A 26,373-nucleotide genomic window follows, 5' to 3' on the forward strand; every position below is an offset into this window, starting at 1 on the left:
GCGCAGGCGTGTGTAATGCCGGTGTGAGTAACCAACCGCGTAGTGCGATTCTCACCGGCGCGTCCGGCGGGATCGGGTCGGCCATCGCCGCGATGTTGCACGACGAGGGTTTTGCGATCACCCTCGTCGGGCGGGATCCGGCCAAGTTGGCGGCAGTGGCCTCGGCACTGGGATCCGGTCCGCCGGTGCACACATTGGCGGGGTCGCTGGCCGACGAGTCGTTCCTCGACCAGATCGTCGCCGACCACACCGCCCGGCACGGCTCGCTGGACCTGCTGGTGAACAATGCCGGTGTCGCGGGCAACCGTGCGGTCGGCGAGATCACCGCGGACTTTCTCGACCAGCAGCTCGCGGTCAATGTCCGCGCGGTGATCCTGCTGACCGACAAATCCCTGCCGCTGCTGAAAGTCGCTGTCGAGCAGCGGAAATCGGCACAGGTCGTCAACATCGCCTCCAATGCCGGCAAGCGAGGCGAGGCGACGCTGGCGTCGTATTCGGCGACCAAGTTCGCCGTGGTCGGCTTCACCGAGTCCTTGCACGACGAACTGGCGACCTCTGGCATCAAGGCCACCGCGATCTGCCCGGGGCTGGTGGACACCCCGATGGCCGACGACTACCGGGACACGGTGGGCAGCGAGGAGATGATCGCGCCCGGCGACATCGCCGAAGCGATCCGGCTGACCATCCGGGTGTCCCGTAGTTGTGTGATCCCCGAGCTCGTGCTGCTGCGGCCGATCGAGTGGCGCCAGCCCGAAGGTGCCTGATCAGCGGCTCGACACGTAGCCGAGGTCGGGGTCGACGACATTGACCAGCGGTTCGCCGCGCAGCCAGCGGTTGAGGTTGTCGGTGAACACCGCGACCATGTCGGCGTCGAATCCGATGTAGTCGCCCGAAACGTGCGGTGAGACAAGCACATTCGGCATCGACCACAGCGCAGAGTCGACCGGCAGCGGCTCCACTTCGAAGACGTCGAGTGCGGCCCCGGCGATCGCTCCGGCGCGCAGCGCCTCGACGAGTTCGTGTTCGACCAGTGTCGGTCCGCGCCCGACATTGACCAGAAATCCCTGCGGCCCCAACGCCTCGAGCACATCGGCGCCCACCAGGGCGGTGGTCGCCGGCGTGAGCGGAGCGGCCAGCACGAGCACGTCGGCCTCCGCGGCCACCGTCACGAGATCGTCGCTGGGGCGGATGGCGCCGAAGTGCGGGTCGACTCCGGCCGTGCGGCCCACCAGTGTGACCGACACGTCCAGACGGCGCAGGCGCTCGGCGATGGCGCGACCGATCGATCCGGTGCCCAGCACGGCGGCGCGGCGGCCGGCCAGCCGTCCGGTGGTCCGGTACTGCCAGCGGTGTTCGCGTTGCCGCGACCAGGTCTCGGCGAGGCCTTTGACGTGACTGAGTACCGCGGCGATCACCCACTCGGCGATCGGAACATCAAACACTCCACGAGAATTGGTGAGTGTGACGCGGCGAACCTCGGGGCAGAGCAGCCGGTTGACCCCCACCGACGCTGCGTGCACCCAGCGGACGTCGTGCGCGCGGCGCAGCAGGGGGCCCAGTTCGGAGAATCTGTGGTCCCAGACGAACAGGGCTTGCACTCCGGTGAGCTGATCGTCGGAAGGTGTGCCACCCACGACGACCACCTCGACATCGGCCGGCACCGAACCCAGAGGCGGAGGCGGCAGTTCGGGGTCGGGTTCGGTGACCACCAGAATGCGGGGGCGCTCGATGACGTCGATATCGCTAGTCTAGAGGAGACGAAAAGCCGCCGCCCAATGGATCATTCGGCGGCCCGAGGCAAGGTGATCGCACGATGGAATCAGACGCGGCATTCCTCGACCCGGACGCCGGCGAACCGGTGATCGCCGATCCGGTCGCGCTGCGGGCGCACCGGAAGCGACGGTTGGCACTGGCCTACCGGGTGTTCGGCGCGCTGGGCTGGGGGTCACTGGGTGACGGCCACATCTCGGCGCGTGATCCCGAAAACCCGGACAGCTTCTGGCTCGGCCGTTACGGGGTGCCGTTTCGCTTCATGACCGTCGACGATCTGGTGCTGGTCCATGCCGACGGCTCGGTGGACGGTGGCGGTCACATCAACGTCGCCGCCTACTACATTCATGCCCCGGTGCACGAGGCCCGACCCGACATCGTGGCCGCCGCGCACTGCCACACACCTTACGGGACCCCGTTTTCGGCCGAGGTCACCAAGCTGGCACCGATCTCGCAGGAGGCCTGCGCGTTCTTCGACGATCACGAGATCTTCGACGACGAGGAGGTCAACATCGGGTCGACAGATGGCGGCAAGCGCATCGCGGCCGCCATCGGTGGTGCCAGGGCGGCGATCCTGCGCAACCACGGGTTGCTGACGGTCGCCGGATCCGTGGATGCGGCCGTCGGCTACTTCCTGCTGATGGAGCGGTGCGCCGAGGTTCAGGTCAAGGCGCGCAACGCCAAGCCGATCAGTGCGCAGGCCGCGCTGCGGGCGCGCGACACCTATGATGAACCGGCGGCCTGGCAGGTATTCCAGTGGGCGCAGCGAACGTACCTGCCCGACGTGCTTTCCTCAGTCGGCGACCATCAGGCTCAGTAGATCGAACACCACGGTGGCTGCGGCGATAGAGGTGATTTCGGCGTGGTCGTAGGCGGGTGCGACTTCGACCACGTCGGCTCCGACGACGTGGATTCCGTTGAGCCGCCGCAGCATCCGTAGCAGCTCTCGTGAGGTCAGGCCACCCGACTCGGGTGTCCCGGTGCCCGGTGCGAAGGCGGGGTCCAAGACGTCGATGTCGATCGAGAGGTACACGGGCAGGTCGGCCACCCGTCGGGTGACGATGTCGACGGCCGCCTCGACTCCCATGACGTCGAGGTCGCCGGCGCGGATGATCCCGAACCCCATCCGGGCGTCGTCGGCAAGGTCCATCCGGTCGTAGATCGGGCCGCGGATGCCGACGTGGATGCAGTGGTCCTCGACCAGCAGGCCCTCTTCGAACGCCCGGCGGAACGGCGTGCCATGGGTGACCGGAGCGTTGAAATAGGTGTCCCAGGTGTCCAGGTGGGCGTCGAAGTGCACCAGTGCCAGCGGGCCGTGTACGGCGTGCAACGCGCGCAGGTTCGGCAGCGCGACGGTGTGATCGCCACCGACGGCCACGAACCGGCGGGCCCGGTCGCCGATGATCTCGCGGATCCCGTTCTCGATCTGGGTGCAGGCCGCCGGGATGTCGAAGGGGGTGATGGTGACGTCACCGGCGTCGACGATCTGCACGGTTTCCAGTGGGGCCACCCCGAACTCGACGTGATAGCCGGGACGCAGGGTGCGGGCGGCCTGGCGGACCGCCATCGGACCGAATCTGGCTCCCGGCCGGTAGGAGGTGCCGCCGTCGAACGGCAAGCCCACCACGGCGATGTCGTAGTCGGCCACCTCGTGGATGTCGGCGATGCGGGCGAAGGTGCCCTTGCCGGCGTAGCGGGGGACCTGGGTCGACGGTGTGGCGCCGATCGGCGGCCGTGGTGGCGGTGACATCAGTGGTCGTGGTGGTGGGGTCGGGCGCCGCCTTCGCCGCGGCGGCGGGCATCCTCGCCCGCGGTGATCAGGCGCAACTGTTCGTCGACCGCCCGACCGGCGAGCAGGGGCAGGGCCGGATCCCAGGTGGTGCCGTCGGCATGGTCTCTGCGGCGCCGTGCGATTGCCGAGATAACCTCCAGCACAACACGGTTGCCCAGGAGCGCGGTGATGTCGGCGTGGTCATAGGGTGGGGCCACCTCGACGATGTCGACACCGAGGACGGGCAGTTCGTAACAGATCCGCCGCACGGCGTCGAGCAGTTCGCGGGCCGAGAAGCCGCCCGGCTCGGGTGTGCCGGTTCCGGGTGCGTGGCCGGGGTCGCACACGTCGATGTCGACCGACAGGAACACCCCCTCGCAGTCGGCGGTGGCGATCTCGAAAGCCTCGGTCAGGCACGTCGACAGGCCGCGCGCCACGATCTCGGTCATCTCGTAGGACCGCAGACCGTGGGCTGCCATCCATTGCAGCACCGGTTCGTCGGGCCAGTAGCCACGCAATCCCAACTGCAGGAAGCGATCTCCACGCAACGCCCCGGACTCGATGAGCCTGCGCATCGGGGTGCCGTGGCCGACCAGTGACCCGTTGTGAATGTCCCCGGTGTCGGCGTGGGCGTCGAAGTGGATCATCGAGACCTTGCCGAACCCGTGCTGGCGGGCGACTCCGGTGTGGTCGGGCCAGGCGATGGTGTGATCGCCGCCGAGGATGATCGGGATCGCTCCGGCGGCGCTGATCTTGTAGACCTCCTCGGTGATCATCGCCACGGCCTGCTCGATGTTCCCGCTGTAGAGCATCACGTCACCGGCGTCGTACACCCGCAGGTCCTTGAGGCCGTCGACGCGCAGGGCGAGGCTGGGGCGCGAACCGTCCTGCGGCAGATAGCAGGCCTGACGCAGGGCGCTGGGGCCGAACCGGGCACCGGAGCGATAGTTCGTCCCGCCGTCCAGCGGCGCACCGAGGATGACGATATCGGCCCCGGCGTAACTTGATTCGTCGGAGAGGTCACAGCGGGGGACACCGAGAAAGGTGATGTCCGGACCGAACAGGGTGCCCATCAGTTCCGCCTTCGGGGTTGGGTGCTGCCGGCACCGGTGTGGAGCAGGGCGATGACGGCGGTGAACGCATGCCGCAAGGTGGCCCGGATCCGGCGCTTGTCCACCGGTCCCAGCGGCCGGTAGAGATTGTCGATCTCCAGGCCCGCCATCACCGCCATCACCGTGCGGGAGTCGAGTTCGGGCTGTCGTGAGCCGAGCTCGCGAAACAGCCGGCTCAGCGCCGGAATCATTGCCGCGTACCATGCTTCGAACATCGGGCGCAGCCGCTCGTCGCGACTGGCCTCGGTGACCAACTCGTAGCGGGTGACGATCGCCCCGCGCGGTGAACTGAAGCCATCGATGATCATGTCGGCCACCAGGTCGGCGAGTTCCTCCGGCGACATCGACGGTTCCAGGCGCTCCGCGGTGCGCACCACCCGGTCGATCTCCCGGTCGGACAGCTGGGCGAAGGCCTGCGCGATCAGATCCGACTTGTCGTCGAAGTAGTAGCTGAGCGCACCCAGCGGTATCTGGGCCTGGTTGGCCACCAGCCGCATTGACAGTCCGGCGAGTCCGACCCGGGCCATCACCTCGATGGCGGCGTCGATGATCTCGGTGCGGCGCGCCGCACCGCGGGCGGTGGTGCCCGCCGTCATCCCTGGTGCTTCAGCGTGGAGAAGTCGGTGTCCCACATCCAGGCAGGTTGGCTCTGCCAGCCTGAGTAGCCCTTCCGCGCGGCGATGGTGTTGTGCAGGTCGGAGATGTTCACCCAGCACAGCGAATCGCGGTAGGCCTTGGCCGCCTCGATGTAGAGCGCCTGCGATTTCGCCGGGTCGGGTTCGATGCTGCCGGCGTCGAGCAGCTTGTCGGCCTCAGGGACCGAGCAGCCCTGGATATTGACCGGAGCGTTGGTGTATTGGTAAATCCGCGACCAGGTGTCGGGGTGGGCGGCGTCGGGATTCATCGAGGCCAGCATCAGGTCCGGACGTTGATCCGGGTTCTCGGGCAGGGCGAAGAACTGCGCCAGCGGGAAGTCGCGGATCGTCGCCTTCAGCCCGGCCTGCTGCAAAATCACCTGCAGCTGGTTGGCCAGGTCCTGCAGGCTGCTGTCCCCGGTGGGGTAGCCGATCTGCACGTCGCCACCGCTCTTGCCGACCGCCGCCAGCTTGGCCGGATCGTAGTCGTGGGTGTCGGGCACTGCCCCGTCTGGCAACATGCCGATCGGGTAGAACTGGGTGGACGGTGCGCCCTGGGCGCCGAAAACCTGTGTGGTGAGCGCGTTTACATCGAGCGCGGAAGACAGCGCGGCCCGCGCGTCACGCGAGGAGAAGACCGCCGACGCCGGGTTGACCATGATCATCGTCTTGATCAGTGCGTTCTCCTGCAGCACCTCGGTGTCCGGGCCGCCGGCCAGCGCGTCGTAGTCGACCTTGGCCAGACCGTGCAGGATCATGTCCAGCTCGCCGTTGCCGAGTTGGAGGCGCTGAACCGCGGCGGTGGCCACCACCGGCATCTTCACCGAGGTGATCTGCGGCGCGGTGCCCCAGTAGTTCTTGTTGGCGGTCATCGTGTAGTGGCTGGCCGGCACCGCCTCGGTCAGTTCGTAGGGACCGGTTCCGGCGGTGTGCGACGCCAGCCACGCCGACGCATGGTCGTTGCCGCTGGCGTGCTCGGCCACCGCGGTCGGACTGGTCATCAGCGGACCGTACGGGGAGGCGAGGTAATCCAGAAACGGCGCAACGGGTTTGGTGAGGGTGACCACGAAGGTGTGCGGGTCGGGAGTCTGCATGTCCTTGAGATCGGCCAGCATGTAGGCCGGTCCGCCGGCCATGTCGATCCGCCGCTGGAAGCTGGCCTTGGCCGCCGCGGAGTCGAACGGTGTGCCGTCAGAGAACTTGACGTCGTCGCGCAGGGTGAAGGTGTAGGTCAGACCGTCCGGCGAGACGTCCCACTTGGTGGCCAGCAGTGGGGCGATCTTGGTCGATCCCGGCGCGTATTGCAGCAATCCCTGGTACGTCGAGGTCATGATCAGCAGACCCTCGGGCTGGTAGAAGGTATCTGGGTCCAGCGGCGGTGGATCGGACATGAGCGGAGTCCGCACCGTCGAAGCGGTGGCCCCCGCCTCATTGGGGCTGTTGGTCTTTGCCGAACAGGCGGTACCGGCCAGCAACAACGTGGCGATCGCCAGGGGTGCGATTCCCGACCTGATTTTCATGCGGCCAAGTCTCAGCTCACCTGATTTCGGCTGTGTGACATGACGGTTACCACCTTGTACGAACGTCCAAGACTTGGACGTCTGACCTAGAAATGCCTGTGCGGGCGCCCTACCCTCAGCCAGGACAGCTGAAATTCGAAGGGAGCAACCACAATGCCCGCTACTCCTGGTGCGTTCGACCTCACCGGTCAGGTGGCCCTGGTGACCGGATCGAGCAGCGAGATCGGCATCGGCTTTGCCTCGGCTCGGCTGCTGGGTCAGCTGGGGGCGGCGGTGATGGTGACCGGCACGACCGATCGGGTGCACCGCCGGGCCGAGGAACTGGCCGGTGAGGGCATCCGCGCCGCGGCGCACATCGCCGACCTGTTCGAGTCTGAAGCGGCCAGTGGGCTCGTCGCAGCCACGGTCGCGGCGTTCGGCAAGCTGGACATCCTGGTGAACAACGCCGGACTGGCTTCGGTGCACAGCCCCGAGGAGCCCAACCCGTTGATGGTGATGACTGACGAGGAATGGTCACTTGCGTTGCGGCGCAACCTTGACACCGCCTTCCAGGTCACCCGGGCGGCACTGCCCGGGATGGTCGAGCGTGGATACGGCCGGGTGGTCAACGTGGGCTCGACGGCCGGTGTGCTCACCGCCTACACCGGTGACGTGGGCTATCACACCGCTAAGGCGGCGATGCTGGGGATGACCAGGTCGATGGCCGTCGACTACGCCAAGACCGGCATCACTGCCAACCTCGTGCTGCCCGGCTGGATCGCGACGGCAGCGCAGCTGCCCTCGGAAGTCGCTGCCGGGAACGCCACTCCGATCGGACGCTCCGCCACCGCTGACGAGGTCGCGGCCGGGGTCGCGTTCCTGGCGACCCCGGGCGCCTCCTACGTCACCGGCACCACGCTGATCATCGACGGCGGCAACGCCATCTGCGGGGCCACCACGGCGGCGTGAGCCCCGGGGTTCAGCTCGGCGCGGGCAGTCGCAGCACGAGCCGCGCCCCGCCCAGCGCGCTGTCTTCCAGTGTCGCTGTGCCGCCGTGTAATTCGGCCTGCTGGGCGACCAGTGCCAGGCCGAGCCCGGAGCCTGAGTGCGAGGCCGTAGACCCGCGGGCGAACCGTTCGAAGACCGCCGCGCGCTCGGCCTCTGGCACGCCGGTGCCGTTGTCGTCGACCGCGATCTGGACTCCGTTGCGGGAGCTGACCGCCGAGAGCTGCACGCGGGTCGCGCCGCCGTGCTTGACGGCGTTGGCGATCGCGTTGTCCACAGCCAGCCGGAGTCCGGCGGGCAGGCCGATGATGATGCAGGTGGGCGAGGGCGCCAGCGACACCTCGAGGTCGGGGTAGACCCGCATCGCGTCGTGCGCGGCGCGGTCGAGTAGTTCGGTGATGTCGACCGGAACGTGGTCGGCCTCGGTCGAAAGTTCGCCCTGGGCAAGCCGTTCCAGCGCGCCCAGGGTGGCCTCGATACGGCTCTGGGTGCGCACGACATCGCCGAGAACTTCCTTGCGCTGTTCGTCGGTCATGTCCAAGGTGGCCAGCACCTCGAGGTTGGTGCGCATGGCGGTCAGCGGGGTGCGCAGCTCGTGGGCCGACACCGCGGCGAAGTCGCGCGCCGAGGCCAAGGCCGCCTGGGTACGGTCCTGTTCGGTCCAGATCCGCTCCAGCAGACCCTTGATCGCCTCGCCGATCTCGACGGCCTCGGTGGCACCGCCGATCTCCACGTCCGGGGCCTTGTCGCCGGCTTCGATCTGCCGGGTCTGGGCCGCCAGCCGGCGAAACGGCCGCACCGCGAAGGTGGCCAGCAGCCAGCCCAGCAGACCGGCCGCGCCCACGGCCAGCCCACAGATCATCAGGACGCGGCGATGCAGGTTGTTGGTGTCGGCGATGGTGTCGTCGTAGGTGGCGCCGACTTCCAGCGAGGTGGCTTCGGGGTAGGACAGCTCCACGGTACGGACCCGGTAGCGGACCCCGTCGACGTAGGTTGTCGCGTAATCGGAGTCGACCCGGGGCAACACCACCGGGGAGTTGGACCGCACCTGGTCGCCGCGGCGGACGGTGATCACCACGTCCTGGTCGTTGGGCGAGGGCGGGATCTGGTCGAGCCCGCGCGGCACGAAGGGGACGGCGAAGCCCGCCGCTTCGTCCAACCGCCGGTCCAGCCGTTCCAGGCGGTCGTTGGTGATACCGATCCAGACGATGGTGCCGACGATGGTCACCACGATCGCGGCGCCGATCGCTGTCGCGAACGCCACCCGGGTGCGTAGCGACGGGGTGCGGCGAAAGATCCCCGCGAGCTTCACGGGGTCACTGGGTGCGCAACACGAAGCCCACGCCGCGCACGGTATGCAGCAGTCGGGGCGCGCCGCCGGCCTCGAGTTTGCGACGCAGGTAGCCGATGAAGACGTCGACGACGTTGGTGTCGGCGGCGAAGTCGTAGCCCCACACCAGCTCGAGCAGTTGCGCGCGGGACAGCACCGCCGTCTTGTGCTCGGCGAGCACGGCGAGCAGGTCGAACTCGCGCTTGGTCAGGTCGACGTCGACGCCGTTGACCCGGGCCCGGCGGCCGGGGATGTCGACCTCGAGCGGTCCGACCTGGATGGTTTCCGAGGAAAACGTGGCCGTGGAGCCGCGCCGGCGCAGCAGCGCCTTGACCCGGGCCACCAATTCGGCCAACACGAACGGCTTGACCAGGTAGTCGTCGGCGCCGGCTTCGAGCCCGGCGACCCGGTCGTCGACCGAGCTGCGGGCCGAGAGCACGCATACCGGCACATCGTTGTCCATCGCGCGCAGCGCGGTCACCACACTCACGCCGTCGAGCACCGGCATGTTGATGTCCAGGACGATCGCATCGGGCCTGGTTTCGGTGGCCGACCGCAGCGCTTCGGCACCGTCGACGGCGGTGGCGACTTCGAACCCGGAGAGCCGCAGCCCGCGCTCCAGTGATGCGAGCACGTCGGGATCGTCATCGACCACCAGTACCCGGGGTGCGGCCGAACTACTGTCCATGGCCCTATCTTGCCTGATCGAGGGTCCGACCAGTGGGAGGCCGCCGCGACACGGACGTGCGGCGGAAGGGTTTGACCTCAATGTTCGTTGAGGTTTTACCGTGGGGATGGCGCGCCAGATAACCGATTGCCGTGCGTGCGATCATCGAATGCAGGGGAGTCATGTCGGACCGGGCGCATACGTTCAGCGGTGTCGGTGACGAGGGAAATGGTTGACGTGGTGGATGTGGTGACTTCCGAATCGGGCGCCCGCCCGGATCCGGCCATCGCCGCGCCGCCGCGAGTGCCTCGGGCCGGCACCGATCTGTTCCGCCTGTTGCCCTACCTGATGCCGTACCGGGCCCGCTGGATCGCGATGGTCGCCGTCGCGGTCACCAGCCTGGTTGCCACCGTCGCGATCCCGCTGATGACCAAGGCGGTGATCGACGGACCGGTGCGCCATCAGGACCAGCACGGCCTGTGGCTGCTCGGTGCGGCGGCCGTCGGGGTGGGCGTGACCGAAGCCGTGCTGTGGTTCATCCGCCGCTGGCTGATCGCCCGGGCCACGATGGGTGTCGAGGCCGACATCCGCAAGGATCTCTATGCCCGGCTGCAGATCTTGCCGATGTCGTTTCACGGCCGCTGGCAGTCGGGTCAGTTGTTGTCGCGAATCATGAACGACCTCAGCACGATTCGGCGCCTGCTCTCGTTCGGCCTGGTGTTCTTGCTGCTCAACGTCCTGCAGATCACCGTGGTCACCGCCATCCTGCTGGCGATGTACTGGCCGCTGGGGGTGGTGGTGTTGATCTCGATCGCACCGATCACGCTCACCGTGCTGCACTTCGAGCGCACCTTCACCCTGCTGTCCCGGCAGGCCCAGGACCAGGCCGGCCACGTCGCCACCCATGTCGAGGAGTCGGCGCTGGGGTTGCGGGCGGTGAAGTCGTTCGGCCGGGAGGACTACGTCTACCAGCGCTTCGACGAACAGGCCGGCACGCTCTACGACACGCAGATCCAGAAGGTCGCCGTGTCGGCGAAGTTCTGGACTCTGCTCGAGGTGATCCCCAACCTCACGCTGATCGTGGTTCTGGGGTTCGGGGCCTACGCCGCCGGGCACGGCCTGGTCACCCTCGGCACCCTCGTCGCGTTCATCACGATGATGTTGTCGCTGGTCTGGCCGATCGCGTCGCTGGGTTTCCTGCTGTCGATGACTCAGGAGGCGATGACGGCGGCCAATCGGATCGCCGAGATCTTCGACGCCCCGCGCGAGATCACCGACGGCCCCCGCGCGCAGGCCCCGCGGGGTTCCCGGCTGGAGTTCGATGACGTCGGGTTCAGGTTCCCCGACAGCGGCACGTTCGCCGTGCGCCACGTCAACGTCACCGTGGAACCGGGGGAGACACTGGCCCTGGTCGGCGCCACCGGCTCGGGCAAGTCGGTGCTGGCGTCGCTGCTGCCCCGGCTCTACGACGTCACCGAGGGTGCGATCCGCATCGACGGCACCGACATCCGCGAGCTGTCGCTGGAGGCGCTGCGCGAAACCGTGGCCACCGCGTTCGAGGATCCGACCCTGTTCTCGATGTCGGTGGCCGAGAACCTGCGGCTGGGTCGCCCGGAGGCCACTGACGAGGAACTGGCCCGGGCCGTTCAGATCGCCGCCGCGGACTTCGTCTACGACCTGCCTTACGGTTTGCAGACCCGCATCGGTGAGCAGGGCATGAGCCTGTCCGGCGGCCAGCGCCAACGACTTTCGCTGGCCCGGGCGATCCTGGCCGCACCCCGCATCCTGGTGCTCGACGACACGCTGTCGGCCCTCGACGTGCACACCGAAGCCGCGGTCACCGAGGCGCTGCGACGGGTGCTCGCCGGGATCACGGCGGTGGTGGTCGCCCACCGCGCCTCGACGGTCCTGCTGGCCGACAAGGTCGCGTTGCTCGATTCGGTCGACGGTGCAGGCACGATCACCCACATCGGCACCCACACCGAACTGCTGGCGACGGTGCCCCGCTACCGCTTCCTGCTGGCCGCCGACGACGAACTCGACGACGGTTGCGAGCCGCGGTGTGACTGGGAGGACGACGACGCCCGCGGCCGGCTCGACCGCGCCTACGAGGAGGCCTGCGGTGAGCGCGGCGCCACGCGGCGCACCGCCGACTACGCCTCAGACGGCAGGCGGCGATGACCGCGACCGAATGGCGTGGCCGGCTCGACGAGCAGCCCGACGACCTGCCCATCGACGAGGCCCGTCCCCGCGGCCGCGAGGCCCGGGCACTGCTGGGCTCGCTGCTGACGCCGTTTCGGGCCGCCGTCGGACTGCTGGCGCTGGTGGTCATCGTGGAAAACGTTGCACGACTGTCGGTTCCGCTGCTCGTACAACGCGGTATCGACCACGCGATCCCGCCGCTGCTGGCCGGCGGGTCGGCGCGCGAACTGGTCATCGTGGTCGCCGCGCTGTGCGGTGTGGTCTGTGTGCAGGCGATCAGCCGGCTGGTGTTCCTCAACCGCTCGGGGCGCATCGGGCAGCGGGTGCTGCTGGAGGTGCGCCGACGGGTGTTCCGGCACTTCCAGCGCCTGGACGTCGCCTTCCACGACCGCTACACGTCCGGGCGGGTGGTCAGCCGGCTGACCAACGATGTCGAGGCGATCCAGGACATGCTGGAGACCGGCTTCGACAGCCTGATCACCGCGGTGCTGACGTTGTTCGGCACGGCCGTCGTGCTGGTCGTCCTCGATGTGCGGCTGGGGCTGATGTGTCTGGCCGCGTTCCCGATCTTGGTCGGGTTGGTGTGGTGGTTCTCCTCGGAATCGGCCAAGACCTATCGCCGGGTGCGAGAGAGCGCCGCGTTGGTGATCGTGCAGTTCGTCGAGACGATGACCGGCATCAAGGCGGTGCAGGCCTACCGCCGCGGGCCGCGCAACCAGCAGATCTTCGACGAGGTCGCCGACCGGTACCGTGAGGACAACGAGCGGACATTCCGGCTGCTGGCGATCTTCATGCCGGCGGTCAAGCTCGTCGGCAACCTGACCACCGGGGTGGTGCTGATCTACGGCGGCTACCGGGTGTTGCACGGCCAGATGACCATCGGCACTCTGGCGGCGTTCCTGCTGTACCTGCGGATGTTCTTCGAACCGATGCAGGAGATCTCGCAGTTCTTCAACACCTTCCAGTCGGCGTCGTCGGCGCTGGAGAAGCTGGCCGGAGTGCTGGCGCAGAAGCCGGCGATCGCCGATCCGGCGGCCCCGGTGCACCTGGAGCGGGTACGCGGTGAGATCGGGTTCCGCGATGTGGAATTCAGCTATGTGCCGGACCGTCCCGTGCTTCCCGAGCTGTCGTTGGTGGTGCCCGCGGGGCAGACCGTGGCGCTCGTCGGCACCACCGGTGCGGGCAAGACCACCATCGCCAAGCTGATCGCCCGGTTCTACGACCCGACGGCGGGGGCGGTCACCCTCGACGGCGTCGACCTGCGGGACTTCGCCCAGAGCGACCTGCGCCGCCACGTCGTGATGGTCACCCAGGAGAACTTCCTGTTCTCCGGCAGCATCGCCGACAACATCCGGTTCGGTCGGCCGTCGGCGTCGGACGCGCAGGTGCACGCCGCCGCGGCCGCGGTCGGTGCCGACGAGTTCATCGCGGCGCTGCCCGACGGGTACGACACCGACGTCGCCACCCGCGGCGGACGGCTGTCGGCCGGACAGCGCCAGTTGATCGCGTTCGCCCGCGCGTTCCTCGCCGACCCCGCGGTGCTGATTCTCGACGAGGCGACCTCGTCGCTGGACATCCCCAGCGAGCGGCTGGTGCAGCGGGCGTTGCGAACCGTGCTGGCCGACCGGACCGCGCTGATCATCGCCCACCGGTTGTCGACCGTCGAGATCGCCGATCGGGTTCTGGTGCTCGAGCACGGTCGCGTCATGGAGGACGGGCCGCCGGGCGAGCTGATCGGCGCGCAGGGTCGGTATGCCGCGCTACACCGGGCGTGGCTGGAATCGCTGGCGTAACCGCGTTCTCGCCGGATACTCGGAGGTATGCAGCGCTATTTGGATAGGGCCGACGCGGGCCGCCGGCTGGCCGCCGCGTTGACGGCCTACCGGGGTCGCCACGTACTGGTGCTCGGCCTGCCGCGTGGCGGGGTTCCGGTCGCCTTCGAGGTCGCCAACGCGCTTCAGGCCCCGCTGGATGTGCTTGTCGTGCGCAAACTCGGCGTGCCCCGCCAGCCTGAGTTGGCGTTCGGTGCGATCGGCGAGGGTGGGGTGCGGGTTCTCAACGACGCGGTGCTGCGGCATGTGTCGGTCAGCGATGCCGAGATGGCCGAGGTTCAGGCCGCCCAGCGCGCCGAACTCGAGCGCCGCGTCGGGCGTTATCGCGGCGATCGGGCGCCGATTCCGTTGGCCGGACGGGTGGTGCTGATCGTCGACGACGGGTTCGCCACCGGTTCCACGGCCAGGGCGGCGTGTCTGGTGGCGCGCGCCGGCGGCGCGGCCACGGTCGTGCTGGCCGCCCCGATCGGCGCCCCCGACACCATCGCCGACTTGCGCCACTACGCAGACGAGGTCGTATGTCTGGGCGCACCAGCCCATTTCACCGCGGTCGGCCAGGGCTACGATGACTTCCGGCAGACCTCCGACGAGGAGGTGTGCACGCTGTTGGACTGCGCCGGCCGCGGCTTTACGCAACAATGAGTTAATCAGCGATACAACCGAAACTCACCTGGGTGATTTGGTGAGCCCACACGTGGCGGTGGACACCGCGTTGTTGACCCTCGACCCGGCCGATCCGGAGCTGCTGGTGCTGCAGGTGCGACGATCCGACGGCCCGGGCTGGGCGCTGCCGGGAACCTTCCTGCACCCCGGCGAACGGCTCGCCGACGCCGTCGAAAGGTCCCTTCGCGTCAAGGCCGATGTGCGCGGGCTCCGGCCGAGCCAACTGCACGTCTACGACGACCCGGCCCGCGACAGCCGTGGGTGGGTGTTGTCGGTGGCGCATGTCGAGGTCGTCCCGATCCGCAGGCTTGCTGCGCGGACCCCAGACCGGACCCGGCTCGTCGCGGTGGCCCGGCCGGGCCGGCTACGGTACGGACACGGGGAGATCGTCGCCCGCGCGGTGGCGCACGTCCGCGACCGCTACGCCGCCCAGCCGGACCCCGACCACCTCCTGGGTCGTCAGTTCACCCTCGGCGAGCTGCATCGGGTGCACGAGGCGGTGGCGGGCCGGCCGTTGCAGCGCGACGGTTTCCGGCGGCTGATGAAGCCGCTGCTGCGGCCGACCGGCCACCTGGTCACCCGCACCGGCGGGCGGCCCGCCGAGCTGTTCCGGCGCAGTCCTTAGCCGGGCAGTCCGATCCGCCGGTAACGCCGCAGCCGCGCCGCGTAGCGCAGGTCCGGCGGGGTGTCCCGCAGGGCGTGGATCTCCCGGGCGATCGCATCGGAGAGCCGGTGGGCGAATTCGACCGGCTCGTCGGCGGCATCGGGATGTTCGGGCACGATCGCGTCGACGATCCCGTTGCGCAGCAGATCTGCAGACCGAATACCCTGTGCCGCAGCCAATTCCGGCGCATGTGCGGTGTCGCGGAAGACGATGGCGCTGGCGCCCTCAGGGGGCAGCGGGGCCAGCCAGCCATGCTGGGCGGCCAACACCCGGTCGGCGGGCACCATCGCCAGTGCCGGCCCGCCGCTGCCCTGGCCGAGCAACACCGACACCGTCGGGGTGTCCAGCGTCACCAGCTCGGACAGACAGCGGGCGATCTCGCCGGCCAGGCCGTCCTGTTCGGCGTCGGCGGACAGCGCCGGCCCCGCGGTGTCGATCACCAGCACCAGCGGTAGCCGCAGGCCCGCCGCCAAGGCCATGCCGCGGCGGGCCTCGCGCAGTGCGGCCGGACCTACCACGCCGCCCACCACCCGTCGTTGCCCGACGACCACGGCGGGCTGGCCGCCGAACCGGGCCAGCGCCAGCACCGTGCTGGCGGCCTCCCCATGCGTCCCGGACAGCAGCACGCGGTCGGTGGCGGCCTCGCGTAGCAACCAGCTGACACCGGGGCGGTCCGGACGCCGCGACGCCACCACCGAGTCCCAGGCCGGGATGTCGGCCACCGGCTCGTCGGGCACCGCGTCCGGTGGTGCGGTCGGCATGTCGGTGAGCACGCTCAGCGCGCGATCCAGTGTCGCGCGCAGCGCCTCGACGCCGACCACCGCGTCGATCACGCCGTGCCGCAGCAGGTTCTCGGCGGTCTGCACACCGGGCGGGAATGGTTCGCCGTAGAGCTGCTCATAGACACGCGGCCCGAGAAACCCGATCAGCGCGCCCGGCTGGGCGGCGGTGATGTGCCCCAGCGAACCCCATGACGCGAACACGCCGCCGGTCGTCGGGTGCCGCAGGTACACCAGATAGGGCAGGTGGGCTTGCTTGTGCCGGGTGACAGCCGCGGCGATCTTCACCATCTGCAGGAAGGCGACCGTGCCCTCCTGCATGCGGGTGCCCCCGGAGCTGGGCGAGGCCAGCAGCGGCAGCTTCTCGGCCGTCGCACGCTCGACGGCCGCGGTGATGCGCTCGGCCGCGGCCACCCCGATCGACCCGGCCAGGAAGTCGAACTCGCAGGCCACGACCGCAACCCGGCGGCCGAACACGGTGCCCTCACCGGTCACCACCGACTCGTCGAAACCGGTCGCGGCCCGGGCCTGCTCGAGCTCGCGGGCATAGGCCTCGTCGGCCTCGACGAGCAAAGGTGCGTCATCCCAACTTCGGAACGACCCTGGGTCCAGGGCCGCATCGCGCAGTTCGGTGGCCCCGATGCGACTCATGAGGCGAGGTTAATCGGCCAGTAGGCTCTCGGTCATGATCGGTATCAACCGCGTGGGCGATGTGACCACGATCGAGCTGCAGCGTTCGGAGCGGCGCAACGCACTCAATTCCGAGCTCGTCGACTCGCTGCGCGAGGCGGTGGAGAAGGCGGCCGCCGACGATGTCCGGGCGATCGTGCTGACCGGCCAGGGCACCGTCTTCTGCGCCGGAGCCGACCTGTCCGGGGACGTGTTCGCCGCGGACTTCCCGGACAAGGCGATCGCGCTGAACAAGGCGATCGACGCCGTCCCGATGCCGGTGATCGGAGCGATCAATGGTCCGGCGATCGGCGCGGGTGTGCAGCTGGCGATGATCTGCGACCTGCGGGTGGTGGCCCCCGGTGCCTACTTCCAGTTCCCGATCGCCAAATACGGTCTGGCGCTGGACAACTGGAGTATCCGGCGGCTGAGCTCGCTGGCCGGCTATGGCCGCGCCCGCGGCATGCTGCTGGCCGCCGAGAAGCTGGACGCCGATACGGCGCTGCTGACCGGGATGGCCAACCGGCTCGGTGACCTGGCCGATGCCCAGGCGTGGGCCGCCGAGATCGCCGGGCTGGCCCCGCTGTCGCTGCAGGCTTCCAAGCGAGTGCTCAACGACGACGGCGCCTTCGAAGAGCAGTGGCCCGCCCACAAGGAGCTGTTCGACAAGGCGTGGGGCAGCCAGGACGTCATCGAGGCCCAGGTGGCGCGCATCGAGAAGCGTGCCGCCAAGTTCAAGGGCGCTTAATTTGCCCGGCCGTCCGCGAGTCGCCGTACTGCTGCCGTCGGGGCGGAGCGCGCTGCGGCTGGCTGCCGGGACCGCGTCCCTGGCCGGTGGCGGCTGGCTGCTGCGTGCGCTCAACGACACCCCCGCATCGCTGGGGGCGGGTCCCGGGGAAATCCGTCCGGTCGCCAACGGCTCACCCCACTACCGCGAGGGCGTCTTCCACAACCTCGAACCGGCGGCACCGTTGAAGCTGGACGCCGAGGAGAACCGGCTGGTCCTGTTCGACATGCTCAGCAGCCGCTCGGCCAGCCGTCCCCGCGGCGTGATCCCGGTGGCACATTCGGCGGCGCCGATCAGCTCGCAGCCGCTGGCGGTCAGCTGGCTCGGCCATTCGACAGCGCTGATCGAGATCGACGGCTACCGGGTGCTCACCGACCCGGTGTGGAGCGACCGGTGTTCACCGTCGCGCGCCGTCGGCCCCCAGCGGCTGCATCCGGTACCGACTCCGCTGGAGTCGTTGCCCGCCCTCGACGCGGTGGTCGTCAGCCACGACCATTACGACCATCTCGACATGGACACCGTGCTCGCGTTGGCCCGTACCCAGCGGGCACCGTTCGTGGTGCCGCTCGGAGTCGGCGCACATCTGCGCCAGTGGCGCATCCCGCCGGAGCGCATCATCGAGCTGGACTGGAACGAGCAGACCCGGATCGGCGACCTGACGCTGGTGTGCACGCCCGCCCGGCACTTCTCCGGCCGGTTCCTGTCCCGCAACACCACCCTGTGGTCGTCGTGGGCGATCATCGGGCCGCAACACCGCGCGTACTTCGGCGGCGACACCGGCTACACCAGCAGCTTCGCCCAGATCGGTGCCGACCACGGGCCCTTCGACCTGACCCTGATGCCGATCGGCGCCTACAACACCGCGTGGCCGGACATCCACATGAATCCCGAGGAAGCCGTCCGGGCCCACCGCGACGTCACCGACGCCGGACTGCTGGTCCCGATCCATTGGTGCACGTTCCGGCTTGCGCCGCATCCCTGGGCGGAGCCGGTCGAACGGATGCTGCTGGCCGCCGACGACGCCGGTGTGCGGACCGCGGTTCCCCGCCCTGGAGGCCGGGTGGTGACCGCCACGGCGGGGGCAATAGACCCCTGGTGGGAGCTGTGAGCCACTACGGTTCATCCCATGACCGCCCTGGCAGCGCGAGCCGCGATCGTCGCCCTGGTCGCCGCGCTCACCGCGTGTAGCGGCTCGGCCCCCCGCCACGCCACCCCGTCGCTGTCCGATCAGCCGCCACCGCTGGTGCCCGCGTCGCCGCTGCCGGACAACGCCGTCGCCGATGCCGTCGGCAAACTCGACGGCATCGCCGAGGAGCTGATGAAGTCCTCCGGCATCCCAGGCCTGGCGGTGGCTGTAGTGCACAACGGTAAGACGTTGTACGCCAAGGGTTTCGGCGTCAAAGATGCCACCCGGCCTGCCGACGACCCGGGCAACCGGGTGGACCCCGACACCGTGTTCCAGCTGGCCTCGGTGTCCAAGCCGATCGGCGCCACCGTCGTCGCACATCAGGTCGGTCGCAATGTGATCGGCTGGGACACCCCGGTGATCGACAAGTTGCCGTGGTTCGCGCTCGCCGACCCCGCGGTCACCACGATGGTCACCGTCGCCGACCTGTACTCACACCGCTCCGGACTGCCCGACCACGCCGGCGACCAACTCGAGGACCTGGGCTACGACCGGCGCTACATCCTGGACCGGCTGCGCCAGCTTCCACTCGCCCCGTTCCGTGCCTCGTACGCCTACACCAACTTCGGGCTGACCGCGGCCGCGGAGGCGGTGGCCGTGGCGGCGGGCACGTCCTGGGAGGACCTCAGCGACCAGGTGCTCTACCGGCCGCTGGGCATGACATCGACCAGTTCGCGGTTCGCCGACTACGAGTCCAGGATCGACAAGGCGCTCGCGCACATCCGGATCGACGGGAAATACCAGCCGCTGTATCGGCGCGACGCCGATCCCGAGGCGCCTGCCGGCGGGGTCAGTTCGTCGGTCAACGACCTCACCCACTGGCTGACGATGATGCTCGCAAACGGACGATACGACGGGCGCCAGATCGTCGAACCCGCCGCGCTGCTACCCGCCGTGTCGCCGCAGATCGTGTCCAGCCCGCCCGACGAGCCGGCGGCGCGAGCGGGTTTCTACGGCTACGGGTTCAACGTCGGCACCACCTCGGCGGCTCGGGTGCAGCTGAGTCACTCGGGGGCCTTCGACCTCGGGGCCGCCACCAACTTCGTGATCATCCCGTCCGCCGACGTCGCGATCGTCGCACTGACCAACGCCACCCCGACCGGCATCCCGGAGACGCTGACCGCCGAATTCGCCGATCTGGTCCAGTTCGGCGAGGTCCGCCAGGATTGGCGCTCGCTCTACGCGCACGCCTTCGCCGACATGGACAAACCGTTCGGTGCGCTGGCCGGAAAGACCCCGCCCGCCAACCCCGCCCCGGCCGGACCGGCGGCCGCGTACGTCGGCACCTATCGCAACGACTACTGGGGTCCGGCGGTGGTCGCCGAGAAGAACGGTGCGCTCACGCTGTCGCTGGGTCCACGGCCGGACACGGTCGAGCTCACCCATTGGGACGGTGACGTGTTCACGTTCCGGTTCGCCAGTGAGAACTTCCCTCCGGGAAGCGTTTCCAAGGCGACGTTCACCGGGGGCACGCTGACTCTGGAGTACTACGACACCGAAAAGATGGGGACCTTCGTCCGATGAGCCGCGCGCGCCAAGAGCAGGGATTCCAATGACAACCGGTGTTGCAGCGGGGCTTTCCGTCGACGAGGTGGCCGCCCGGGTCGCCGAGGGCAAGACCAACGACGTGCCCACCCGTGCCTCGCGCAGCGTCGCCGAGGTGGTGCGGGCCAACGTGTTCACCCGCATCAACGCCATCCTGGGTGTGCTGCTGCTGATCGTGCTGGCGACCGGCTCGCTGATCAACGGCATGTTCGGGCTGCTGATCATCGCCAACAGCGGCATCGGCATCATCCAGGAACTGCGGGCCAAGAAGACCCTCGACAACCTGGCGATCGTCGGGCAGGCCAAGCCCGTCGTGCGCCGCCGATCGGGGACAACCCCGCTGCCGCCCAACGAGGTCGTCCTCGACGACGTGATCGAGTTGGGGCCGGGTGACCAGATCGTCGTCGACGGCGAACTGCTCGAGGCCGCAAACCTTGAGGTCGACGAATCGCTGCTGACCGGTGAGGCCGACCCGATCGCCAAGCACGTCGGCGACACAGTGATGTCGGGCAGCTTCGTGGTCGCCGGCACCGGCGCCTACCGCGCCACCAAGGTGGGCCGGGAAGCGTACGCCGCCAAGCTCGCCGAAGAGGCCAGCAAGTTCACGCTGGTGAAATCCGAACTGCGCAGCGGCATCAACAGGATCCTGCAGTTCATCACCTACCTGCTGTGGCCCACCGGTCTGCTGATCATCTACACCCAGTTGTTCACCACGGGTGTGGGCTGGCGCGAATCGGTGTTGCGGATGGTCGGTGCGTTGGTGCCGATGGTTCCCGAGGGTCTGGTGCTGATGACGTCGATCGCGTTCGCCGTCGGCGTGATCCGGTTGGGCCGCAGGCAATGTCTGGTCCAGGAGCTGCCCGCGATCGAGGGGTTGGCCCGCGTCGACGTGGTGTGCGCGGACAAGACCGGCACCCTCACCGAGAACGGCATGCGGCTGGCCGAGGTCACGGCGGTGAGCGACGACGGCCAGCGGGTGGCCCAGGTGCTGGCCGCGCTGGCCGCCGACGACGCCAAACCCAATGCCAGCATGCAGGCCATCGCCGAGGCGTATCCAGATGCGCCGGGCTGGACCGCGACTGCCAGCGCGCCGTTCAAGTCCGCCACCAAGTGGAGTGGGGCCTCCTACGGCGAGCACGGCAACTGGCTGATCGGAGCGCCCGACGTGCTGCTCGACCCCGGTTCGCCGACGGCCGCCCAGGCCGAGGAGATCGGTGCCCGCGGCATGCGGGTGCTGCTGCTCGGTGCCGGCGACGTCGCGGTCGACAGCCCGGACGCGCCCGGTCACGTCACCCCGGTGGCGCTGGTCGTCCTGGAGCAGCGGGTCCGGCCCGATGCCCGTGACACGCTGGAATACTTTGCCTCCCAGCATGTCTCTGTGAAGGTGATCTCCGGTGACAACGCGGTGTCGGTCGGCGCGGTGGCCGGGGCGCTGGGCCTGCACGGTGAGACGATGGACGCCAGGAACCTGCCGTCGGAGCCCGACGCGCTGGCCGACGCCATGGCCACCTACACCACGTTCGGCCGGGTGCGCCCGGATCAGAAGCGGGCGATGGTCCATGCCCTGCAGTCGCGTGACCACACCGTCGCGATGACCGGCGACGGCGTCAACGACGTGCTGGCCCTCAAGGATGCCGACATCGGGGTGGCAATGGGATCGGGCTCGCCCGCCTCGCGCGCGGTGGCCCAGATCGTGTTGCTGGACAACAAGTTCGCCACGCTGCCCTATGTGGTTGGCGAGGGCAGGCGAGTCATCGGCAACATCGAGCGGGTGTCGAACCTGTTCCTCACCAAGACCGTCTACTCGGTCCTGCTGGCGCTGCTGGTGGGGCTTGCGGGCTTGTCGCACAAGCTGTTCGGCACCGCGCCGCTGCTGTACCCGTTCCAGCCGATCCACGTGACCATCGCGGCGTGGTTCACCATCGGCATCCCGGCGTTCATCCTCTCGCTGGCGCCCAACAACGAGCGCGCCCACACCGGGTTCGTCCGGCGGGTGATGACCTCGGCGCTGCCGTCCGGGGTGGTGATCGGTCTGAGCACCTACGTGTCGTACCTGATCGCCTATCACGGCAACAGCTCGACCGCGGCCGAACAACTGCAGGCCTCGACCGCCGCGCTGATCACCCTGTTGATGGGGGCGGTCTGGGTGCTGGCGGTGGTCGCGCGGCCCTACGAGTGGTGGCGGGTGGCGTTGGTGGCGGTTTCCGGTCTGGCCTACGTCGTGATCTTCGCCATACCGTGGGCCCGCAGGATCTTCATGCTGGACCCGTCCAACCTGGAAGTCACCTCGTCCGGCCTGGCGATGGGGTTGCTGGCCGCCGTGCTGGTCGAGGCGTTGTGGTGGCTGCAGGGCCGGGCGCTGGGCGAACGGCGGACGTTGTGGCGACGGGCGCCCTCGGTGCAAGATTGACCGATGGGATTCCTCGACAAAGCCCTCGGCAAGACGAAGGAAGTCTTGAGCGAGAACGCCGACAAGGTGGGCCAGGTCATCGACAAGGCCGGCGACATCATCGACGAGAAGACGCAGGGCAAGTACTCCGGCACCGTCGACAAGGTGCAAGACGCCGCCAAGAACATCGTCGAGAAGAACCGCACCGACTCCGGCGACCAGCCGACCTGACCTATGGCGAAACTCTCGGTATCCGTAGACGTTCCACTTCCACCAGAGCAGGCCTGGGAGCACGCGTCCGACCTCTCCCGCTACAAGGACTGGCTGACGATCCACCGCGTCTGGCGCTCGGTGCTGCCGGAGACCCTGGAGAAGGGCACCGTGGTGGAGTCCATCGTCGAGGTCAAAGGCATGCCCAACCGGGTGAAGTGGACGATCGTCCATTTCAAGTCGCCGGAGGCGATGACGCTCAACGGGGTAGGTGTCGGTGGGGTCAAGGTCAAGCTGATCGGGAAGGTCCGAGCGCACGAGCAGAACCCGGCTGCCTCCGTGGTGACCATGGACGTCCACCTCGGCGGTCCGGCGCTGTTCGGGCCAATCGGCATGATCGTGGCCGGTGCCCTGCGCGGCGACATCAAGCAGTCGCTGGACAACTTCGTGGCGGTGTTCGCCCCGGCCTAGCTCCGCGTCAACCGGCTAGGTCCGGATGACCCGATGCGGGCTGGGGTAGGGGTGTACCCGCTGGGTGCCGTTGCGCACCAGCCCCGGCAGCGGGTGCCGGCTGTGCTCACCGCGCGGGTGCTCGGTGGCCAGGAACCGCCGCTCCAATCCGGCGATCAGGTCCTGCACCGAGCGGCGCTCGCGTTCGGCGGCGCGGATCATCCCGCGAATCCGCCGCGCCTGGGTCTGCTCCCCGCGGCGCTGATACCGCTCCAGGGCCGAGCCGTAGGTGGCCAGGTCAGCGTCGAGTTGCTCACACTGGGCGACCAGCATCTCCCGGAGATGTTCCGCCTGTTGGCGATTCGCGGATTCGGGAGTCTGATTACCCGTGTCCGCATTGCTCGGTGAGGTCACGGGCGAACTGTATCCGACCCCGCTGCCGGGCGCGCACCGGGTGGAACATCGTCTGGCCCACCGCTTTTTGTTCACCGACCCGACACCTGACCGACACTCACCGTGACAGCGGTGGTTGCGCAACCGGCGTACTTCGTCCGATGATGTGCGGCGTGGAACTTGCTGAGGAGCGGCGCCAGATCGATCAGGTGGTGGATCGCCTGACGGAGTCGTTCCCCTATGTTCCAGATCACGTCATCAGCGAAACCGTGGACAGCGCACACCGACGCTTCGACGGGGCGCGCATCCGCGAGTTCGTTCCGCTGTTCGTCGAGCGGCACTGCCGCGCGCTGTTCGAGGTGCAGCCGGCGATCGAGATCTCGGCCTAGCGCGAGCCCGGTCAGGGCAGCGGCGCCGACCAGACCAGCCTGGTGCCGCCGCCGGGGCGCGGCGTGATCGCGAAGTGGCCGCCACATTCGTGGGCGCGGGCGGCCAGGTTCGCCAGGCCGCTGCGGGTGATGTCCTCGCTGATCCCCACGCCGTCGTCGCTGACGCCGATGGTCAGGTCGTCGTCCACGGTCACCGACACCGACACCGAGCGGGCTTGGGCGTGGCGCACCACATTGCTGACCGCTTCTCGCACCACCGCCTCGGCATGGTCGGCCAGCGCGGCGTCCACCACCGACAGCGGCCCGCTGATGTGTACCGCGGCCCGCACCGCGGAGTCGACGGTCATCCGGGTCACCGCCTGCTCGATGCGCTGGCGCAGCCGGGTCACCGATCCGCCGTGCAGGTCGAAGATCGTGGTGCGGATCTCTTCGACCACCTCCTGCAGATCGTCCAGGGCGCCGGTGACGCGCCGCGCGCTTTCGGCCTGCTCGGCGTTGAGCGCACCCTGCAACGACAAGCCCACCGCGAACAGCCGCTGGATCACGTGGTCGTGCAGGTCCCTGGCGATCCGGTCGCGGTCGGTCAGCACGTCGAGTTCGCGCATCCGCCGCTGCGCGGTGGCCAGATGCAGCGCCAACCCGGCCTGCGCGGCGAACGCCGCCGCCATGTCCAGGTCCGCCTCGGTGAACTGCTTGCCCGGCGCCGCCACGCAGACCAGCACACCGGTGGCGGTGTCGGGCTCGCAGACCGGCAGCACCAGCGCCGCCAGGGCATCGGCCGACGGTGACAGGTCCTGGAATTCGCTGACGCGCACCGGACGGCGATCGGTGAAGGCCGATCCCGTCGTCGACTCGGTCATGGACAGCTGGCTGCCCATCAGTTCGGTCCGGGTGGTGGCCGTCACGGCCAGGCCACCCGAGTCGTCCGGGGTGGCGTAGAAGCTGAAATCGCCGCCGGTCAACGCCAGGGCTTTGGAGATGATCTCGCGGTGCACCGCGGCCGGGTCGTCGCCGGCCAGCAGGTCGGTGCTGATGTCGCGGGTGGCCTCGATCCACAACTGCCGGGTGTTTGCGGCCTGGTAGAGCCGGGCGTTGTCGATCGCGATCCCCGCCGCCCCGGCGAGTGCGAGTACCAAGACCTCGTCGGCCTCGGTGAAGGCCGCCCCGTTCGCCTTCTCGGTCAGGTAGAGGTTGCCGTACACCTGGTCGCGGATCCGGATCGGCACGCCGAGGAAGCTGCGCATCGGCGGGTGGTGCTCGGGGAACCCGATCGACGCCGGATGCTGTGAAAGATCCTCGACGCGAATCACTTTCGGCGTATTCAGCAGCAGGCCCAGCATTCCGTGGCCGGCGGGAAGCGGGCCGATCCGATCGGCGGTCTCTCGGTCGATCCCCTCGAAGATGAACCGCTCCAGTACCGGCTGGGGCTCCGACGCGATCACGCCCACGGCGCCGTAGCGGGCACTCACCAGTCCCATAGCGGTGTGCACGATGGTGTGCAGCTTCTTCTCGAGTTCCAGGCCGGAGGAGACGGCCAGCATCGCGTCGATGAGTCCGTCGCGGACGTCGAGGTCAAACATCGTTGCGGCGCATAGTGTCGGCGGCGAACAGGGCGGCCTGGGTGCGTCCGCTCAATCCCAGCTTGGTCAGCAGCCGCGAGACGTAATTCTTGATCGTCTTCTCCGCCAGGAACATCCGCTGGCCGATCTCGCGGTTGGTCAAGCCCTCGCCGAGCAGTTGCAGCAGGGTCCGCTCGGTGGCGGTCAGGTCGCGCAGGCGCTCGTCCTGCTCGGTGTCTCTGCGCAGCCGGGACATCAACGCGGCCGCAGCCCGGTTGTCCAACAACGACTTTCCTGAGCCGACGGTCTTGATCGCCTCGGCGAGCTCCATACCGCGGATGTCTTTGACCACGTATCCACTGGCGCCGGCCAGGATCGCGTCGAGCATCGACTGCTCGTCGGTGAACGACGTGAGGATCAGGCATCGCAGTTCGGCATGCGCGGCCACCAGGTCCCGACACAGGTCGATACCGCTTCCGTCGGGCAGGCGGACGTCCAGCACCGCGATGTCGGGACGCACCGCGGGGATGCGGGACAGCGCCTCGGCGACGGTGGCCGCCTCACCCACCACGGTCAGTTCGGGATCGCTGCCGAGGAGCTCGGCCAAACCGCGCCGTACGACCTCGTGGTCGTCGACCAGGAACACCTTGATCACACCGCAGTACAGCGTGGAAGGGTCCCGAGCCGGTAGGGACTTAGGTCCCGAAATCGGCTGACCAACGCCTGTCCGGAAGAGGTCCGCAGCTGCCTGGTGCGAGGACCCATTGTGCTGGATTCTCATTGGCGAGACCGCGATACGCGGTCGGGGCACCAGCCCCACAGATGTCGCGCGACGGCACTAGCACCCCACGGCGCGCGTCTCGGGCC

The 26,373-nt window shown here is 68.7% G+C and carries 24 protein-coding genes and 1 pseudogene; 14 read left to right on the top strand and 11 right to left on the bottom strand.

What is annotated here, in order from left to right:
• Positions 1 to 23: 23 nt before the first annotated feature.
• Complete coding sequence (locus tag MSZK_RS05945; protein ID WP_099245959.1) at positions 24 to 764, top strand: SDR family oxidoreductase; 741 nt, start codon at positions 24 to 26, stop codon at positions 762 to 764.
• Here the strand turns inward: MSZK_RS05945 and MSZK_RS05950 are convergent, their stop codons facing one another.
• Positions 765 to 1,709, bottom strand: coding sequence for a D-2-hydroxyacid dehydrogenase (locus MSZK_RS05950; protein ID WP_158230553.1), 945 nt, complete (start codon positions 1,707 to 1,709; stop codon positions 765 to 767).
• A gap of 104 nt (positions 1,710 to 1,813) precedes the next feature.
• Between MSZK_RS05950 and MSZK_RS05955 the strand changes: the two genes are divergently transcribed.
• On the top strand, positions 1,814 to 2,590 hold the full coding sequence (locus MSZK_RS05955) for a class II aldolase/adducin family protein (protein ID WP_099245797.1): 777 nt from the start codon (positions 1,814 to 1,816) through the stop codon (positions 2,588 to 2,590).
• On the opposite strand, the gene speB (MSZK_RS05960) is transcribed toward MSZK_RS05955, so the two are convergent.
• Genes speB (MSZK_RS05960) through MSZK_RS05975 form a run of 4 tightly spaced genes read right to left on the bottom strand, consistent with a single transcriptional unit; the run spans position 2,564 to position 6,808 of the window.
• Positions 2,564 to 3,520: an agmatinase gene (gene speB, locus MSZK_RS05960; protein WP_099245799.1), complete on the bottom strand. Its 957-nt coding sequence runs from the start codon at positions 3,518 to 3,520 to the stop codon at positions 2,564 to 2,566. The genes MSZK_RS05955 and speB (MSZK_RS05960) overlap by 27 nt on opposite strands.
• A complete protein-coding gene (speB, locus tag MSZK_RS05965; protein ID WP_233211131.1) occupies positions 3,520 to 4,614 on the bottom strand; it encodes an agmatinase in 1,095 nt (364 codons plus the stop codon). The genes speB (MSZK_RS05960) and speB (MSZK_RS05965) overlap by 1 nt, the downstream gene beginning before the upstream one ends.
• Positions 4,614 to 5,249 carry a TetR/AcrR family transcriptional regulator gene (locus MSZK_RS05970; protein WP_099245801.1) on the bottom strand — a complete coding sequence of 212 codons (636 nt, stop codon included), beginning with the start codon at positions 5,247 to 5,249 and terminating at the stop codon, positions 4,614 to 4,616. Before MSZK_RS05970 ends, speB (MSZK_RS05965) begins: the two co-directional genes overlap by 1 nt.
• Positions 5,246 to 6,808, bottom strand: coding sequence for an ABC transporter substrate-binding protein (locus MSZK_RS05975; RefSeq protein WP_099245803.1), 1,563 nt, complete (start codon positions 6,806 to 6,808; stop codon positions 5,246 to 5,248). Before MSZK_RS05975 ends, MSZK_RS05970 begins: the two co-directional genes overlap by 4 nt.
• A gap of 153 nt (positions 6,809 to 6,961) precedes the next feature.
• Here MSZK_RS05975 and MSZK_RS05980 point away from each other — a divergent pair, with 153 nt between their 5' ends.
• Positions 6,962 to 7,756 (top strand): SDR family NAD(P)-dependent oxidoreductase, encoded by a 795-nt coding sequence (locus tag MSZK_RS05980; RefSeq protein ID WP_099245805.1) that lies wholly within the window; start codon positions 6,962 to 6,964, stop codon positions 7,754 to 7,756.
• A gap of 10 nt (positions 7,757 to 7,766) precedes the next feature.
• Here MSZK_RS05980 and MSZK_RS05985 read toward each other — a convergent pair whose 3' ends face one another.
• Positions 7,767 to 9,104 (bottom strand): HAMP domain-containing sensor histidine kinase, encoded by a 1,338-nt coding sequence (locus tag MSZK_RS05985; RefSeq protein WP_099245807.1) that lies wholly within the window; start codon positions 9,102 to 9,104, stop codon positions 7,767 to 7,769.
• A gap of 4 nt (positions 9,105 to 9,108) precedes the next feature.
• On the bottom strand, positions 9,109 to 9,810 hold the full coding sequence (gene prrA, locus MSZK_RS05990) for a two-component system response regulator PrrA (protein WP_047332111.1): 702 nt from the start codon (positions 9,808 to 9,810) through the stop codon (positions 9,109 to 9,111).
• Between the two features lie 228 nt (positions 9,811 to 10,038).
• Between prrA and MSZK_RS05995 the strand changes: the two genes are divergently transcribed.
• From MSZK_RS05995 to MSZK_RS06010, 4 genes and pseudogenes are all read left to right on the top strand, one after another.
• Positions 10,039 to 11,970: an ABC transporter ATP-binding protein gene (locus MSZK_RS05995; protein ID WP_371411291.1), complete on the top strand. Its 1,932-nt coding sequence runs from the start codon at positions 10,039 to 10,041 to the stop codon at positions 11,968 to 11,970.
• A complete protein-coding gene (locus MSZK_RS06000; RefSeq protein ID WP_099245811.1) occupies positions 11,967 to 13,784 on the top strand; it encodes an ABC transporter ATP-binding protein in 1,818 nt (605 codons plus the stop codon). The genes MSZK_RS05995 and MSZK_RS06000 overlap by 4 nt, the downstream gene beginning before the upstream one ends.
• A gap of 27 nt (positions 13,785 to 13,811) precedes the next feature.
• Positions 13,812 to 14,459 (top strand): annotated as a pseudogene (locus MSZK_RS06005) (phosphoribosyltransferase); the annotation flags it as partial.
• A 46-nt stretch (positions 14,460 to 14,505) separates the two neighbouring features.
• Positions 14,506 to 15,111, top strand: coding sequence for an NUDIX domain-containing protein (locus MSZK_RS06010; RefSeq protein ID WP_233211132.1), 606 nt, complete (start codon positions 14,506 to 14,508; stop codon positions 15,109 to 15,111).
• Here MSZK_RS06010 and MSZK_RS06015 read toward each other — a convergent pair.
• A complete protein-coding gene (locus tag MSZK_RS06015) occupies positions 15,108 to 16,580 on the bottom strand; it encodes a carboxyl transferase domain-containing protein (protein ID WP_099245817.1) in 1,473 nt (490 codons plus the stop codon). The genes MSZK_RS06010 and MSZK_RS06015 overlap by 4 nt on opposite strands.
• A gap of 34 nt (positions 16,581 to 16,614) precedes the next feature.
• Between MSZK_RS06015 and MSZK_RS06020 the strand changes: the two genes are divergently transcribed.
• Genes MSZK_RS06020 through MSZK_RS06045 form a run of 6 tightly spaced genes read left to right on the top strand, consistent with a single transcriptional unit; the run spans position 16,615 to position 23,186 of the window.
• Positions 16,615 to 17,346, top strand: a complete 732-nt coding sequence (locus MSZK_RS06020) for an enoyl-CoA hydratase (RefSeq protein WP_099245819.1) — start codon at positions 16,615 to 16,617, stop codon at positions 17,344 to 17,346.
• A 31-nt stretch (positions 17,347 to 17,377) separates the two neighbouring features.
• Positions 17,378 to 18,493, top strand: a complete 1,116-nt coding sequence (locus tag MSZK_RS06025) for an MBL fold metallo-hydrolase (protein WP_099245963.1) — start codon at positions 17,378 to 17,380, stop codon at positions 18,491 to 18,493.
• 18 nt (positions 18,494 to 18,511) lie between these two features.
• Positions 18,512 to 20,095: a serine hydrolase gene (locus MSZK_RS06030; RefSeq protein WP_099245821.1), complete on the top strand. Its 1,584-nt coding sequence runs from the start codon at positions 18,512 to 18,514 to the stop codon at positions 20,093 to 20,095.
• Positions 20,096 to 20,123: 28 nt separating this feature from the next.
• Positions 20,124 to 22,526 (top strand): HAD-IC family P-type ATPase, encoded by a 2,403-nt coding sequence (locus MSZK_RS06035; protein WP_099245823.1) that lies wholly within the window; start codon positions 20,124 to 20,126, stop codon positions 22,524 to 22,526.
• Positions 22,527 to 22,529: 3 nt separating this feature from the next.
• Positions 22,530 to 22,736 carry an antitoxin gene (locus tag MSZK_RS06040; RefSeq protein WP_099245825.1) on the top strand — a complete coding sequence of 69 codons (207 nt, stop codon included), beginning with the start codon at positions 22,530 to 22,532 and terminating at the stop codon, positions 22,734 to 22,736.
• Positions 22,737 to 22,739: 3 nt separating this feature from the next.
• Complete coding sequence (locus MSZK_RS06045) at positions 22,740 to 23,186, top strand: SRPBCC family protein (RefSeq protein ID WP_099245827.1); 447 nt, start codon at positions 22,740 to 22,742, stop codon at positions 23,184 to 23,186.
• Between the two features lie 15 nt (positions 23,187 to 23,201).
• Here MSZK_RS06045 and MSZK_RS06050 read toward each other — a convergent pair whose 3' ends face one another.
• A complete protein-coding gene (locus tag MSZK_RS06050; protein WP_142389876.1) occupies positions 23,202 to 23,579 on the bottom strand; it encodes a hypothetical protein in 378 nt (125 codons plus the stop codon).
• 143 nt (positions 23,580 to 23,722) lie between these two features.
• On the opposite strand from MSZK_RS06050, the gene MSZK_RS06055 reads away from it, so the two are divergent.
• Entirely contained in the window at positions 23,723 to 23,947 is a 225-nt protein-coding gene (locus tag MSZK_RS06055) for a three-helix bundle dimerization domain-containing protein (RefSeq protein ID WP_233211133.1), read from the top strand.
• A gap of 11 nt (positions 23,948 to 23,958) precedes the next feature.
• Here the strand turns inward: MSZK_RS06055 and MSZK_RS06060 are convergent, their stop codons facing one another.
• Complete coding sequence (locus tag MSZK_RS06060) at positions 23,959 to 25,527, bottom strand: GAF domain-containing sensor histidine kinase (protein ID WP_099245833.1); 1,569 nt, start codon at positions 25,525 to 25,527, stop codon at positions 23,959 to 23,961.
• On the bottom strand, positions 25,520 to 26,161 hold the full coding sequence (locus MSZK_RS06065; protein ID WP_099245835.1) for a response regulator transcription factor: 642 nt from the start codon (positions 26,159 to 26,161) through the stop codon (positions 25,520 to 25,522). Before MSZK_RS06065 ends, MSZK_RS06060 begins: the two co-directional genes overlap by 8 nt.
• Between the last annotated feature and the right edge of the window lie 212 nt (positions 26,162 to 26,373).

Source organism: Mycobacterium sp. shizuoka-1, from assembly GCF_002723835.1.
GTDB lineage: Bacteria > Actinomycetota > Actinomycetes > Mycobacteriales > Mycobacteriaceae > Mycobacterium.